Origin of the sequence: Blautia sp. NSJ-175 (assembly GCF_022867815.1) — a bacterium.
GTDB lineage: Bacteria > Bacillota > Clostridia > Lachnospirales > Lachnospiraceae > Blautia > Blautia celeris.
Genome location: NZ_JALIFQ010000002.1, coordinates 288,812 through 306,032 on the forward strand (window position 1 = coordinate 288,812; position 17,221 = coordinate 306,032).

The window sequence follows — 17,221 nt, forward strand, 5'->3', positions numbered from 1 at the left end:
CGGGTGGTTGTGTAATTTTGGGTACGAAAAAAGGGCGTGTTTATCCAGAGTACCCTCCGAATAAGAACGCCCTTGTTCTTTTATTTATGGTTGGTATTATAGCAAGGGTTGTTGGGGTTGTCAATATGGGAAACTATTATTTATTACCTATTTTCACAAAATCAGTGATATCCGCCCAAGCCCCCACATTTGTAACCGGATCTTTTGTCGGACCCTGATTGTAGCATAGATAATACCGGTTATTATAAAAATAAATGTCTCCCAAACCCGGTGTTACTCTATTATCCCAATTATCAGTAGTATAGATCTCAGCATTCTTCTTCACATACAAACATTTATCTTTTCCATACCGCGTTATAAATTTCTCTAAACTATCGGGCATATCATCAGCATATATTTCTACAGGTTTAGGGATGATATAGTATTCGCCTCCGGTTTTAAATACACCTGCCGGCAGCGTAAATCCCTTTTTACCATTATCTAAAAATTCTTGATAGTAATCTTTGTACTTCTTTTTCCCTGCTTTTATATTTAGAACATCTTTACCGTTTTTTTTCAGATGAATAGATCCGTTTCCATCCTCGTAATCCTCGTCATCGTCTTTTCCATCATCTTTTCCGTCATCACCACCACCAGACGGCGGTTCTTCCGACTCACTTCCGCTGTCCAGATTATAGCACTCTACATATCTGACAGTAGAATAATCCCCGTATTTCCCGGAAATCGTCAGCTCTACTTTCATAATATTTTCAGGGTATTCACTCCTGTCTGCCCATGAAAAAGATAAATCTTTTATACTGTATCCCATATACATTTTCTGGTCAAATTCCCAGTCAACTTCCTCATATGCACGTACCGGGTAATAGTAAATAACAAGTTTTTTTTCATCCGGAGACTCATCCTTAAACGCCTTTGTTTTAATGGTCACATGGCTGTTTCCCTGGTTATAGAAATCAACCATGGTCCCCTTTTCACCCTCTGCTACAGATAAGTATGAGGAGTCTTCATTCTTACTCTCTTTTTCTGTATATTCACCATTTGAAATAATAACATTTGTTTCTTTTTTATTTACTGTAGCCTGTGCACCTGAAATCTGGCCTGTTATTTTATCCATCAGGGTGTCCGATACCTGACGGCCCATATTAATCCCCTGAATATGATAATATACATTCATAGCAGATGAGATAGCTTGGCTGGTAAGAATGACAAACAGACTAATAAGTGCGAACGTAACTATAAGTTCAATTAACGTGACACCCTGTCTGCTGTTAAGTATTTTTCTGTACTCTTTTTTGTCCTTATTACATTTCATATTACCAGAACCCCTCTTGTTATCTGCGCGGAACCGTTACTCAGCTACCTTAAACGAATACATGTATCTTTTCCCATCTGTATAATATTGCATACCCGAATCTTTACCAAGAGATATTTCTTCTCCTGTTTTTTTCCCGTCCTCATCTGCTTCAAAAAGGACAACATCACTTTTCACCGGGGTACGCCGGGTTCCCTTGCCGGAACTGTCCAGTTTATAATATTCCGCGTTAAATGCTTCATTCTCCTTCATAATCTGCCGCGTGCGGTTCAGTACCTGCGAAGATACAGATACTACCTTGGAAAACATGAGAATCACCAGTACAACAACCAGAAAGGCAACCAGTGTTTCAATCATCGTGGAGCCGTCTTTATTCTCCTGAATCTTCCTGCAGTTCATCTCCCTCATCCCACTGCCACCCTTCTTTTTCATCTATCTTTGGATTCTTTGGTACAAATTCCCCATCGGAGAGCGCTTTGCCTTCTATCTCTTCAACGCTTAATACATAGGTCTTTGTCATGGAACTCTCAGATTTGCCGGCCGAACAGGAAACTGTCACCACCAAAGTAGTCCCCTCTCCTTTGTCCGCCAGCTTATCTTCCCTTGTCCAGTATGCTTCCACATATGTATTTTTCAGTAATTCAGCCGCATTCTCTACCACTTCACCGGTCTCAGAACTATTCTGCCCAAGCTGCAGACGGCGTAATGCACGGTCATTCAGGTATTCTGCTTCGCCATAAGGAGGCCATTTTTCCTCCCGCCACACATTATCACGGATGTAGAACCAGAAAGGGTACTTCTCGGCTGCTCCCTTCTCATAGGCATCCTCTCTTGTGATTGTTATCTGCCGTTCCAATTCCCGGCTCAGTGTCTGGACTATCTCCTTACACTGAGCCGCATCATGCTCTCGGTTTGCCGTTGCATGAAGAGAAAAGGAAACCAGAAGCAAAGCCAGCCCGAGCATGACCAATACAGCCATAATAGCTATTGCAATGAGCATTGCGGATCCCTCTTTGTTTTTTAAAGATTTTTTTCTCATATCTGATTTCCTCTTCGTTCTGCATTAATTTGTTTCGTAATTATCGTTTACCGGAATTGGGTCTAAAATCATATTACAGTCGAATGTAAAACTAAGTCGGTTGTTCTCTTCCTTCACACTTATCTCTTGTACAGGTACTGTCACAGTAAACTGCCAGCCATTTTCTGTCTGTGTCAGATTCAGTATCACTTCGGCTGACAATGTATACGTTTCCGCACCTTCCTGTACCGTACTCTCTGTCTGAAGTAAAGTAAGAGTATCCGTCACAGCAATCTGTTCGCCAGCGGGACTGGTGTAATACCAGATATTGTCTTCGTCTCTTTTAATCTCTGCATAGAAAGAATCCTCTCCCTGCCCGATCTGTATCTGATATCCCTCTATTTTGTCATGAATCCCTCTCTCGCATAACCAGCTATACTGTCTGGCATCAAACTGCTTCGGCACATCATCTCCCTGTGTTCGATGCAGGATATATTCTGCCTGCGCCGTAGTTTCTGTCACCTCAGGACTTTCGACTATCAGCTTCGGCAGCACTATGGGCACTGTCCAGTCACTCCATCTGCTGATATTTCCACCATTGGCCTCTGTAACCCTGGCCTCCCTGAATGAGATCCATTTTCCTGCATATTGTGCATAAACTGCATCCTTCAGAGCCAGAATATTTGTCTCACTGCTTATATCATAATAAGCGCTGAGGTTACGAAGATCCAGCACCCTCTCCTGATCACTGTCCAGAATTTTAACCTGATATATACTGTATCCGTCTGCTGTCTTTTCAGTCAGCTTATAGGCGGTGTCTTTCCATACAGAAGCCTCTATAGATACACCACTCTGCACCTCAACAGCGTCAGAATAATCATAAAGCGTTGTGACTGCGGTTGCCTGCTCAATCTGAGTCGGCTTATACCTGTACCAACTGGAAATTTCAGAACTCTCATAACCTGCCAGCCGCTCCTGTTCCGGGTCATCTCCCAATATGACTGCCTGGACAGATGCCTGTGAAGTAAACAGATTGGCTTCATCTGCATAGTCCATGATCGTCTCCGCATCCGGAAGAATCAAACGGAAGTAAGCTTCCTTTTCCTCCTCCTTCGGCATCCAGGAGAGAATCATCTGTGTGGATACCGGATTATCCAGTATGTTCTGTACTGTCTCTTCTTTTACAGGCAGTACTGCTGTGTCTCCTGCCTGAATATTCTGCACAAACACTGCAGTCTCATCTTCCCTGCATACAGGTTCTTCCCCGTCAGACTGTATATCCAGCGGTGTATCTGCAGATGTACTGCAGAAAATATTATAACCGCCGTTATTGTCGTCCTCCAGATAGATCCAGTCCGCATCATATCGGTAAGCATTCAGTTCATCCGTGTTCGATTCCTTGGCCTTGCGGATACGCTGAATCCTGTAACCATCTGAATAACTTTGCAGTTTGAAATCCAGCTCTGTCTGCACGGCAGGAACATACTCCGGCACTGACTCCAGTGTACAATTCCCACTGGTAAGATCATAATAGACAGATGCTGCACCTTCCGTTATTTTAGGTTCTTCCACTCTGATACGCGGTATGCGGATCCATTGATAGTTCACCGTATTCTCCGTTGTATCATCCTCGTCTGACCACCAGGAACTGATATTGCTGTCTGAAACACTTCTAAGCGCGATCTTCAGCCATTTTCCGGCATATGCGGGGTCGATATTTTCCAGTGTATAAGTACTGTCTGCAAAATCTCCTGTCATAGCAGTCTCTGCTGCCTTGCCCTTCAGTGTTGCCACTGCACCGGAATTCCAGTATCCTCCCGCATCCTCTTCTGAAGGCGCATCACCGGCAGGCATTACGCTCACATCGTCTGCCTCTCTCTCGTCAAATACTGCTGCTGCTATCTGGTATTTTCCTCTGTAATAATTCTCTCCTGTATCTGACATAGACAAGGTGACTCCGTCTCTGATAAACTCCTGAAGAGTGACAAACGTATCTCTTACTCCATCCTCATGAGGCATATACTCCGGTGATGCAGTTAAATTTGCTGTATCCGGCACTGTCAGACGATTCGGAAGTGTAATTTCTCTGGCTACACCGTCTATTCCGTCACGGTATTCTGTTGTTGTCTCGTCCGCACATGCCCGTACGGAAACAGTTATCATTTCACCTCTTTCATAGTCATTCAAATCAAGTATTCTGCTCCATGTATCGCTGTCTCTCATTTCGTCATCTGAAGCAAATGTCCATATTTCCGTAAGATTTTTTGTTAATGTATAGGTGCCCTCTGTAGTCCAGATAAGAGCCATGGTTTTTTCAACTTTATTACCGTCAACATTCTCCGCCCAGCTATAGACTTTTTCCTGTTCCCCTTCTGTAACATCTACTTCCGGTTTCTTTCCATAAAGTTTCCCGGCTGTTTCAAGTGCGGCATCTAATCCTGCTTTTTCCGTATAGCTGCTTACCGCACCTTCATCACCTTCTGCCCGCTGTACGCAGACTTCATACGCGGCTGTATGAGGACGCTCTTCTTTCGGAACCGCATTCCAGACTGTGTCATACAATAAAGAATTCTTCTCCGTTCCCTCCTCCTTTGTGTGGAGCTGGAGGACTGGTTTTGAGATCTGGGAAAGCCTTAACGGAACTGCAAATTCCATTTCAGAACCAGAAGGGAACTTTATCGTTGACCCACTGACTGCATTGGCTGTGCCTGCACGAACAATACTTATACTCACTCTCGGATAATTCCAGGTCCTCTCTTTGTCTTCAAATGAGACACTCCAGCTTTTCTCCGATTCCTGATAACTGCCGGGAGTATTCTTATCTACTGTGGATGTACCAAGCAGAACTCCTGTTTTGTCTTCCTTAGAGGTATAACCCTTTAATGTAATGTCGTATACCGCATCCTGCTCTCCAATACCGACATCCCAGGTAAATGTATAATTTACCCCGTCTTCCTGAAGCGGCATGATGTTCTCTATAACGGGCTTTGGCTGTATATCATGAGAATAGGATTCAGCGGTTACTTTACATGCATTCTGGTCTACGGTGTACTTCTTCTGATCTACCTGTTTCAGGTAATGCTGCTCATCGCCGTATGCCAGGATACTGCTGTAAATAATTTCGTATTTTCCGTCTGTATCCCGCCGCAGTATATATCCATTTGCAAGGCCATCCTCGCCGAAAACAGATTCATTATTTCTGGAAGTGTCTCTGAGCCAGAGACTCTCATCCTCTGAATTTCTGTCTTTTATATACCGGAGCAGCTCCTCTTCTGTTATATTTTCTGCAACTTGATGTCCATACCAGCATACATCGGACTGGCTGCGCCATGGGTAAGTACGAACCGTAATACTGTCATAGTCCAATAAATTATCCGGAAGATGATTCAGCTTACTGGTCATCTCTACTCCATTACTTGCAACATGGGAATTGCCGGAAGCCAGGGTCAAATTGCAATGGAATATTTCTCCATTCTCTAAATCAAATGGAGCATTTACAAGAAGCTCGGAATTCATGTACAATTCTGTAACATCTCCTATTTTCTCCATCATCACCTGATTATAAAGGTTTCCCGGACGATCACCATAAAAGTCATGAAAGGTTGTTTTCACATAGTCATTATCTTTTAATGCCTCCCAACCGTAAATTGCCGACTGTACAGATACAGATGTAGATTTTTCATACTTACCTGGTACTGCTTCAGCGTATGAGGTCATTACCTTATTGCCATTGCTCGAAATGACAAAGCCTTCTGAAATGCCTTTTTCAGTATCAATCGTTATATTTTTATTCAATATAGTTAACTTTATCTTTGTTGCTTTGTCATCCTTGTAATCATCCTTATTCTCCAGAACTGCAACAAATTTATCCCAGCCTGCCTTTCCATTCACATCATAGGCTCCCAATTCCAGATGTATCTTCGGTGCAGCCTGCGGCATGAGCAGTTCTCTGCTGCTGCCTGCCCATGCAGAAGCTCCTTTTTGGATAACCCCAATAACTTCCGGTCCATATTTTTCCTCCGTATATTCTGTCTCAACATAGGAACGGCCTATTGACCTGATATAGACTTCTATTTTGCATCCAACCCATTCTTCAGGAACTCTGATGGTTTTCTTTTCTATGCCATAAGAAATTTCCTCCGGTTTATTAAATGTATCAGATACAATCGCATTGTTTTTATCTGTCACCCTAAATACAAACTGATCGGCATAGTATTTCCTGCCGGTATGGCCCCATGTAATCTTCAGTTCACCCCCTGTATTATCTATGCTGATGCCCTTTATATCATCGGGATTTTCCGGCGTTTTATTAAGATAATACTCCACTATTTTAGGGTCTACTTCTTCGTACACTTTATATCTGTTTTGAGATTTATCCGAAGATTTATCATTCCATCCACTGGCAGGGTTAAGTTTCAAACCAGTAATATTAAACGGCGATTCGGAAACAGCTTCACTTCCTTTTATTTCATATGTTCCATCCTCATTCTGGATAACGATTGACTTATATCCTAAAAGAGAATCCTCTTTTCCAGAATCTTCCGTCTCTGATTTTTTACTGCACAGACCGGCATTCTTTATACTTCCTGTAAATATTGGACTTTTCTCAAGATCTTCGGATGCTTTATTGAAATCATCCTGTGCTTTCTGTCTGGCTGCTGCCTTCTCCTCATATTGGGTTTTTGCCTCTTGATACTTCTCCTCAGTAAAGTTCCCTTCTCCCACAAAATCGGTGTTTCCGAGTGCCACATACCAAAGACATGCAAATCCTTTTTTGACATTATTATTCCCGGTCACTTTTGAAATCATAATTTCTATTGAAGAAACTTCTTTTTCTTTAGTCAGCAAATCGGAAAGGTCCACTTCTTTGTTGGGATCGTAGAAATCTCCAAGGCTTATTCTGTCACTATCTGAATCTCCGGAGAAGGTCCCGTCTTTGTAATTAATTTTTACCTTGTAAGAATACTGGCGTACTTCTGCTTTGGCGCTATTATAGTCGTCCTCTAAACTACTGCTTCCTGCCCACAGGATTTTCAGACTGTCTATTTTTTCCGCACCAGATTCAGGCGGTGACAGTTTTATCAAAAATCCATTTCCTCCGGATCTATTATCTAAGATATATCTTTTTCTGTCCTGCCCGCTGACGTCCTTACTTAAATTATTAAATATATACGTCCCATTTTCCTCCAGTACCTTTTTCCCGTCCAGCGTTGTGGATTGAACCGTCCAGTCCTTCAGATACTCCTGCATTCTACCCCATTCATCTTTTGCAGTCTGTTCTTCCTTCTGACACTCTTCCAGTTTTGTTTTAGCAGAGATATATCCTTTCAGACTCTCAAGATAGCTATCCACTGTTGAAGTAAAGCCATTTTCGCTTGTATCTCCTTGGGATGCACTTACTGCGTAAACACAGATATAATTTTTCTCAGTGCCCTCAGCATTAAAAACCCCCTCTTTAATTGTACCGTCCATAATCCTTGTAAATTCAAATCTAATATTTTTTATGATGGTATTTCCATCTAAGTTTGTGCTCCAGTAGGATGCATTTGGTTTATTCTGTCCATAAGCGATGAACTCGCAGCCGTTATTCTCTCCTGCGATCCATTTACCATCCCGACCCAAATAGTAAGCCCCATTATTACAGGATATTTTAAATTTATATTGTCTGACTATATTGGGGTTTGCATTCGTATCATCATTAGCCCAATATACTCCAAAATTAGTCAAAGGATATCCCTTGTAGAAATTAAATGTTAACTTATTATTATTCACTTTACTAAATTTAAATCTTCTTTGACCAGCAGCCTCTCCGTCCATCTCTTTCCAAAGATTATCTGACGGATAGTTATTGATTGCAGAATTTGACGATACCTCGCTGATGTACACTGTCTTATCATCTACTGGCGGTGGTTCCAGTTCACCTGTTCCGAGATAGTAAGAGTCCGTAATATTTCCTGATGAACTATTTGCCACATTCTTGGAATCACCTATACTGATGCAGTCAAACATAGAAGTATACTTCTTATTTACAATTCCCGCCATTTTTGTGTTGGTGTTTCCATTGTTTCCATAATTTCTGCATCGGTAAAAACTGGCATCCTGCTTATCTCCGTTCCCGAGTATTCCTCCTGCCGTACCACCTGTTATACACCCTTCATTCACGCAGTCTGTATAGATTCCTTTGATATTTCCTGCTGTATCATGGGCATACCCCACTATTCCACCGGCATTACTTCCGGCACTGATATTTCCATAATTTTTACAGGAATCAAACACTACGGCTGCACCTTGGTCCGTCTGATAAAATGTTGCAATGATACCCGCCGCTGCAGAGCCATTAGACTGGATATTACCATAGTTGGTACAGTTGGACATAGTGATTCCCTTATACTTTAACCGGCCGATTCCCCCTGCACTCAGCTTACCACTTATATTTCCATAGTTGGAAAAATAGCTGACAGTCATAGAACTGCTGTCCTTATTTTCCAAACGCCCTATCAGCCCCCCTGCTGTAACATTCTCTGAATTTCCTCCTGCCACTACTGCCGCATAATTGGTCACATGTTGCATACTGACACCGGAGGCACTGTACCCGATAATACCGCCGACTCCGAAATCATTGGAGTACGCTGTTGTTTTCACACTCCAGTTTTCTCCTGTAGACAGTATATCCTTCTCACTGCTTCCCGTAGCTGCCGCGCCGCTGGTCTGGTATCCCACAATGCCGCCGGTGTGGCCGCTTCGGTTATTTATCTGCACATTCTTCGTTGAATTGGAGTAATTATCACAGTCTGCCACATACCCGTCATTCCAACCTGCAATCCCTCCTGCATAGCCGACGCCACTTTTTTTTGCGTCTTTATCCGTCTCAATCAGGGTATTATCACGGAATCCAACATAGGAATTGCTGATACTTCCGCCTGCGTTATTTCTTCCGGCAATACCTCCCAGATTTACAATATTATCTGCTGAGCCATTGGTAAGAAGATTTCCGCTGTAGGCACATTTTGATATACTGCTGTTATTTACACCTGCTATACCTCCATATCCAGTGTCAGTTGTTCCCAGGTCTCCTGTTATATCTGCAGAAATATTACAACGATTTATACTGCCATCATTTACTCCTGCAGCACCGCCAATATTGGCATAGTTTGCATTTGTTCCTGCAAAACCAATCTTTGTATCACGGACCACTGCCGAATTACTTTCAATATCTTTGATGCCTGAATTTGCAATTGTTCCTAAATTACTTCCGGCAATACCGCCTATGCTGCTTCCTGAGGTGTAGGTTTTCACTTCACATAAGACCACGGCGTCTTCTGTCAGCAATATATTACCATAGTTAATTCCGGTCACCGCACCCACATCACTGACTTTGCTGTTTACCGTATTGGATATTATAACGGGCATTCCCTGATTTCCGGTAATCTTGCATGCGGATATGGTACCCTTATTAATACCTGAAATTCCTCCGGCACATTTCATACCTTCAAAAATAAGCGTTTCATTCCCTGCCCGTACAAAAGAATCCTCTATAATACCGCTGTTTTCTCCTGTGATTCCTCCGCACATGCCATTTGCTGCAGAAACAGTTCCTGTATTTGAACAGTTCTTAATATCTGAATAATTTACAGACACAATTCCACCTGCATCACCTTCACTTGCTGCAGAAATATTCCCGGCGTTCCAGCAATTGTCAATCCCGCCTGAAGTTATCCCAACTATTCCCCCGGCATTTCCGTTCCCGGCAACTACAGTAGCAGCATTTTTCACATTCTGTATAACCTGATTTTCACTTACACTCTCCCCCACAAATCCGCCTGCCATTTTATCGCCTATTATACTGCCTGTAAATGTGAAGAATTCAAAATCTTCACTATCATTAACATTCCTTTTATTTTGAATTTGACCGGCGTTATAACCAGCAATACCACCGACGTAAGTTCCGCCAGCTTTGATTTCCGCATTTGCAGTTGCCATACTCGTATCAGATACGGAATCATCGTCTTGTATGAGTATTATGCTCCCTTCTGCACTGTTTGCCCCTGCAATTCCCCCTACATAAGAACCGGATGCATTAATGATTCCGCCGAATAACCAGGTGCCGCTTATGGTTCCGTAATTCTGGGCAGCTATTCCCCCTACATAATCATTTCCGGTTATGGTTTTGTTTGTAAAAGAACAGTTTTTTATTTCTCCCTTATTAAATCCTGTAATTCCACCCACATAGCTGCGCCCTGCAGTTCCGATACTGGATACACTGCAGTTCTTGATCAGGCCTTCGTTGACTTCACAAATGCCGCCCAGATAAGTGCCCTGGGTCACAACATCTCCCACATCCATGTTTCGGCAATTATCAATCTCTACTAACTTTCCAGCTCTTCCAATCACACCACCTGCATAGGAATATAGGAAGTCATCCTGCTCTCCATTCTTGGATTCTTTATTGTTTACAATGGCATCTTCTGCTGTTATAGGAGTTTTATTTATTACATTCTTTATGGTCAATGGTGTATGAATGGAATTATAGCCTATAACTCCGCCTACATAGATTTGCCCGGTCAAACTTCCGAAACGCATAGATTGTTCCGTCTCATGTTCCTGGACTCCTTCTATTGTCAACATGCCATCGCTTGTATTTCCTTCGGCGTCTCTATCACTCTCATCAATATATTCGACATTTTGGCTGAGACTCTTTTCTCCTGAAACAGCTTGTGCTATTAGGGCAGCTAAATCTCTAATATAACTTATCGCATCCTCATCATAATCAGGCAGAATTCTGTTATACCCAATAAAACCGCCGGTAAACGCTGTTGCATAAACCTTGCCCAGGAAATTATCTGTTGTAAACTCTGTGCTGATCCGGTCATCTGTAGAAATAATATTCCCTCCAATGGTACCGCTGACACAATATCCGCCAGTCACCTCATTGGGATTGGATTTCAACGTATTATCTCTGAGCAGTTCAACAGAGGAATTAAATCCGGCATATCCTCCGACAAAGACACCTGTACCCTTGATAAATCCGCCTTCCAGTTCATAATTTTCCACAGATGCGTCCACGTCATTGTAACCCACGATTCCGCCCACGTAATTCCTGCCTGTTATGTAGCATACCATACGAATGGTTGTATTCAGATAATCGGAAACGGTACCTGATGTTATCTTACCGTTATTATATCCCGCAATGCCGCCTACATAATCTCCCTTCAGACTGGCCGCATCTGTAATATTCCTTGCGGTATCATCAGCAGCTACCTCACTGCTGCAGTTCTCCACAATACCTGTGTTCAGTCCCGTAATACCTCCCACATAGTTCCCATACCCTGCAACAATACCTTCATTTATCCAGTTCGCTACAATCTTTTCCTCGTTTCGAGTATAATCCGGATTTGCTACATGAAACTCGTTATCTTCCCCGCTTCGTGCCGCGTTGATTCCGCAGATTCCTCCCACATAATCACAGCCGATCACATTCGCTTCGTTTGTGTTCTTTTCCCCCCGGTTACTTTCATCCTTACCATCCAGGTTTGCCTCTGCAAGGCTCTCATTGAACCCTACAATTCCCCCCACATATTGATAACCAAATATATAACCTTCTTTGTTTTTTTCCTGTTCCGTGTTACAATTGATGATCTTACTGTTTTCATTATATCCTGCAATGCCGCCCACATAGACGCCATTGAGCTTTTCCAGAAGCTTTTCATCTGCTGCAAAAAGCTCTTCCATGTCTTCTTGTAAATATTGAGGAGAACTGACACAGTTGCTCACCTGCAGATTATCGGCCTTATTCGTTTTGTTGCTGCATAATCCCACGATTCCTCCGATATATTTCGCCTGAGAAAGCATTTCCTGCATTTTCTTTTTATCCTGGTTTTTCTCAAGGTTAACAGGCGCAGCTTCCACTGCACCATAATTTTTGCACCATTCTATAAGAGCAGTCTTATCGTCCTTCTCCACTTTCAACTGCCCGATTATACCGCCTACATAAGTTACACCTCTGACAGATGCGCGATTTACCAGATTTTTATACCGCATCTGCAAAGACCCTGTATCTTTTCCTGCGATGCCTCCTACATCTGTTTTGCCCACTACAGTGCTTGGCATATTTTTTGCATCCGAATTGGCAACCGTTAAATCCACAAGAGTGCCTTTGTTTTCTCCGCAGAAAGCACCGACAGAAGCACTTCCCTCCACTGAGATTTGGTCCAGTACCATATTGGTGATCTTACCTTCGTTCTTTACAAACAAACCAGCCGGACCATTTTTTATATACTGTATTGTACTCTTGCCGTCTTTGCCATTATTAATCTCAGTACCATAAACAGCTGTGCTGCTGTTCGCATCTTCCTTTATGATCAGTCCGCTGATCGTATTTGTCTTCTCATCTGCACCTTCTAAAACAGATGTGCTTTTCAAGGTCCCAACTGACGGAAAAGGCGTGGCTGTATCCTTGACAGGCGTCACTTGTGCCGTAAGAGAATTCCAATCCTTCTTTTTGTAAATATTATCTGTATCATACAGATATCCGTCCTTAATAAATTTCTGCCAGTTTATGTTCTCTGCAAGCTGATAGGTGCACTCCCTGTCCGCTGCACCACTCACAGCTTTTTTAGGAGTAAAATCCTCCACATAGCGTACGTTATAAAGATGTCGTGCATTTTTAAGTGTATATGTGACCTTTTCAGTCCCACTGCTGCTTTTTTTTGTATATTCCCCAAAATATGTATGGGATACATTGCTTTTTCTCACAGCCGTAGGCTTATAATCTTTTCCTACTCCCTTCACTTTACAGAGTATGTTTTCTGTATCCACACAGAATCTGTGAAAACTATATGTATTTTTCAGATTATCTAAAATCGGGGTCGTCTTCGGGTTATCCTGGTAGCTGCCATAAAGCTCATTATAATAATAGGTGGCAGCACTTAAATCTGCGGCGTCCAGGATCAGACGTACCGTGTTTTCATTCTCCAGCCAGGCAAGCATGGGGTAATCACTGGTAGTCCACTCTTTCCCGTCAGTATCATACCGGGTCACACTGCATGTTATAGGTTCCGACGTATTCTCTTTTTTGGTAAGTTTTCTGCCATCCAGTACAATTTTAAGCCGCTGTGTTTCCTTATCATTGTCTGTATCTTTGTCAAGCACCAGGATTGTGTAATCCATATTCGTGACAGCATTTCCATCTTTATTTGTTACCATAAAGGAAAGGTTAAGGGTCCCCTCATTGTTAAGCTTTACCTTTTTGATTGACGGCTGTTCCGCCTTAGGCGTAGTTGCAACGGCCAGGGAATCCACACCGTAATACCCTACCATCCGCTCTTTTCTCACACTCGTCTCACGGTTGGTGATATCTACAGTTCCCCTTTTTGCATGATTACTGCTGTTATATTCAAAATCATCGTTTTGATTACTATATAAAACAGAAAAAACCTGACCTTCTTCCGGAGTAAACTCTACGCAGACTGCCGCATTTAAAATAGACGAGTCATATACATAGGGCAGAAGCAGGTCGTAAAGGGCAAGAATCTCCTCATCCGGTTTTTCTCCCTTTCCGGCCTTATACTCCTGATATTGCTTATAGGTTTCCCCGTTGCCCTTCAGATAACAGATTTCACCTCTGTATTTTTCCTTGTCTGTCTTGCCGGCACTTGCCGGCCAGAGAAGATCCAGTCTCTTCTCATAGGCTTCACTGCCTTCCTCTTCACTGTAAAACAAATCTTTTACATTAACCTTGTTTTTATAGCCGCCGTCTGAGGCCAGCACTCTCCGGAATTTATCAAGACGTCCATTCTCACTGTACTCTGTCAACTGATTCTGCGCCGCACTGAAAAGCGTCTTCGCATACTCATTCTGCTCCTTGAACTGCGACCACCGTATCCACGTCATCACACCAAACACTGCCCCTCCAGCCAGTATCAGCACAATGCAAATGACCACAATAAGTTCAACCAGCGTATATCCACCCTGGTTTTTATTCCCGCCTTTTCTGTTTTTATCAATATTCCCGTGCAATACCCCTTTTTCCATATAATCCACTCATTCCTTATTCCAACCCGCCCCCGCTGTCTTCACCGGGAACCACATGTGCAGAAATACGTCTGAAATACGTCTGAAACACGCTCTAGAAATACTGTTCCAAATCCCTCTTATCATTCGTATACTGAAGCGCTGATTCTTTCTTTATATATCCTTCACGCACCAGTCTCATCAAATCCATATTCAGCGTATGCATTCCTGTAGCACCGCCGGACTGCATCATACTTCCCATCTGGTGGCTCTTATTCTCACGGATCAGGTTCGTGATGGCATCTGTGCCCAGCAGGATCTCGGTTCCCGCAATCCTTCCTGTCCCGTCATCCACAGGCATAAGACACTGTGTGATAACCCCTTTCAAAACACCGGCAAGCTGCGTTCTTACCTGGTTCTGGCTGCCTGCCGGACAGGCGTCAATGACACGCTCAATGGTCTGCGCCGCACCTGTTGTATGGAGCGTAGACAGAACCAGATGTCCTGTCTCAGCGGCAGTAAGCGCTGCCATAATGGTCTCATAATCACGCATCTCACCCACAAGGATAATATCCGGGTCCTCACGCAGCGCACTGCGCAGTGCAGAGGCAAAATCCACAACATCTCTTCCCGTCTCCCTCTGATGGATCAGGGCCATTTTGCTCTGATACGTGTACTCGATAGGGTCCTCAATCGTGATCACATGTTCTGCCCTGGTCTGATTGATATGTTCGATCATAGCGGCCAGTGTGGTAGACTTACCGCTGCCTGTAGGTCCTGTGACCAGAATCAGGCCCCTGGGCTCCTCAGCCAGTTTGTACAGAATCTTCGGCATATGCAGTTCTTCCAATGTGGGAATGTGACTGTTCAGCAGACGGATCGTGGCGGCAATCTTTCCCTGCTGCCTGAAAACATTGACCCTCTGCCTGTTGTGGTCCGGTGTCTCCAGGGCAAAATCAATATCATACCCTTCTGCCAGACGTGTCTTCTGGTTTTCATCCAGAAGCCCGTACAGCATAACCTCTGTCTCCTGTTCATCCGGCTGGACCAATGTCTGCTCCAGTTTACCGTGGACACGCATCATAAGCGGCATTCCCGCAGAAATATGAAGGTCAGAAGCCTTCTCTTCCCTTCCCATCATGATCAGCTGATTCAGGTCGTACATTCTTTTATCCTCCATTTTCATTTCTGCTATTTATAGTAAGCCACTTTTCTCAACTCTTCCACACTGCTGACTCCGTCCTCCACCATCTTAAGGCCGGCATCCTTCAGTGTCTTCATATTCTGGTTCTCCACAGCGTAATCCTGGATTGCCTCCGCGGAGGCACCGTCCATGATCATCTGCCGCACCTGTCTGTCTATCATGAGAACCTCATGTATTGCAACCCTGCCTTTGTAACCTGTATAATTACACTGGGGACAGCCCTTTGGGTGCATGATTTTTTTAATATCCGTTCCCAGTATTCTCCTCTCCTCCGCTGTGGGAATGCTCTCCTCCCCGCAGTCGGGGCATACTTTTCGCATAAGCCTCTGGGCTATAATACCAACCAGGGAGTTTGCCACCATATAGGGCTGCAGTCCCATGTCCTCCAGACGGATGACAGAGGATGACGCGTCATTTGTATGTAAAGTGGAAAATACCAGATGTCCTGTGATGGCCGAACGCACGGAAATAGATGCCGTCTCCACATCCCTGGTCTCACCGACCATGATAATATCCGGGTCCTGACGAAGCAGCGCCCGAAGCCCTGCCTCAAATGTCAGTCCTGCCTGATTATTTACCTGCATCTGATTGATCTTCGGAAGATTCTTCTCCACCGGGTCCTCTATGGTTGAAATATTCACCGCCCGTTTTGACAGCTCCGAAAGTATCATATAAAGGGTCGTTGTCTTGCCTGACCCTGTCGGGCCTGTAAAATAAATGATCCCGTTTGGTGACCCCAGCATGGATTTCAGCTTCTTATAATCCTCCTCATGCATACCGAAGGTCTCCGGATAATCAATGTTGGAATTGTTCGCCAGAAGACGAAGCACTGCCTTCTCCCCAAATACGGTAGGGATCACGGAAACACGGATATTCACATATTCCCCTGCAACCTTCATACGGAAATGCCCGTCCTGCGGAATCCTTCTCTCTGCAATATCCATATTTCCCAGAATCTTGATCCTGGCGATCAGAGAAGCATGAAGGTTTTTCTGCAGAGTCACAAACTCAACAATGACACCATCGATACGCATACGAACCGTGGTCTTATCCTCAAACGGCTCAATATGAATATCCGATGCATTGGTATTATACGCCCTGTCGATCAGCCGGCTGAGCAGGTTGATGATCGGTGTATCGTCATCCCCCTCCTCCTCAATATTAAATTCATCCGTGAGTGCCAGATCCTCAAATTGTTCGTTCGCCACACTGGCTGCTTTTCTGGCTTCCACCTCACTGTAATAGTATCCTATGGCATTTCTGAGGCTGGAAAGTCCGCTTAAACAGATTTCAAGCTGCATGCCTGTGAGCTGCCGGATATCCTCAATAGCGTAGAAGTTCAGCGGGTCATTTAATACAATGGTCAGCACGCCCTCGGCCTGTTTTACAGCCAGCATATCGTATTTTTCCGCAAGCTGCCTCGGAATCTTCTGTACTGCCTCCACATCCACCTCTATGGTGGAAATATCAATAATACGCGCCTGCAGAAGTGTGGAAAGCGCCTCCAAAAGCTGCTCCTCTGAAATAAATCCCATATCTGTCAGGGCAGCTCCCAGCCTCACTCCCTTGTGTTCCTTCTGATAGGCCAGTGCCGCATCTATCTGTTCTTCTGTGACATATCCATATTCTTTTAAAACATCTCCGATACGAACATTTCTGATATTATTGTCCATGCTAA

Annotated in this window: 6 protein-coding genes; all 6 read right to left on the reverse strand. The window is 43.8% G+C overall.

Annotated elements, in window-relative coordinates; translation table 11 throughout:
- Positions 1 to 136 precede the first annotated feature (136 nt).
- Complete coding sequence (locus tag MUB35_RS04800) at positions 137 to 1,114, reverse strand: hypothetical protein (RefSeq protein ID WP_244783582.1); 978 nt, start codon at positions 1,112 to 1,114, stop codon at positions 137 to 139.
- A 234-nt stretch (positions 1,115 to 1,348) separates the two neighbouring features.
- Positions 1,349 to 1,720, reverse strand: coding sequence for a hypothetical protein (locus MUB35_RS04805; RefSeq protein ID WP_033140681.1), 372 nt, complete (start codon positions 1,718 to 1,720; stop codon positions 1,349 to 1,351).
- Positions 1,683 to 2,351: a hypothetical protein gene (locus tag MUB35_RS04810; protein ID WP_033140682.1), complete on the reverse strand. Its 669-nt coding sequence runs from the start codon at positions 2,349 to 2,351 to the stop codon at positions 1,683 to 1,685. The genes MUB35_RS04805 and MUB35_RS04810 overlap by 38 nt, the downstream gene beginning before the upstream one ends.
- A 24-nt stretch (positions 2,352 to 2,375) precedes the next feature.
- Positions 2,376 to 14,360, reverse strand: a complete 11,985-nt coding sequence (locus MUB35_RS04815) for a prepilin-type N-terminal cleavage/methylation domain-containing protein (protein ID WP_033140683.1) — start codon at positions 14,358 to 14,360, stop codon at positions 2,376 to 2,378.
- 94 nt (positions 14,361 to 14,454) lie between these two features.
- On the reverse strand, positions 14,455 to 15,519 hold the full coding sequence (locus MUB35_RS04820) for a type IV pilus twitching motility protein PilT (RefSeq protein WP_278247694.1): 1,065 nt from the start codon (positions 15,517 to 15,519) through the stop codon (positions 14,455 to 14,457).
- Positions 15,520 to 15,530: 11 nt separating this feature from the next.
- Positions 15,531 to 17,216 (reverse strand): GspE/PulE family protein, encoded by a 1,686-nt coding sequence (locus MUB35_RS04825; RefSeq protein WP_207727852.1) that lies wholly within the window; start codon positions 17,214 to 17,216, stop codon positions 15,531 to 15,533.
- Positions 17,217 to 17,221: the final 5 nt, after the last annotated feature.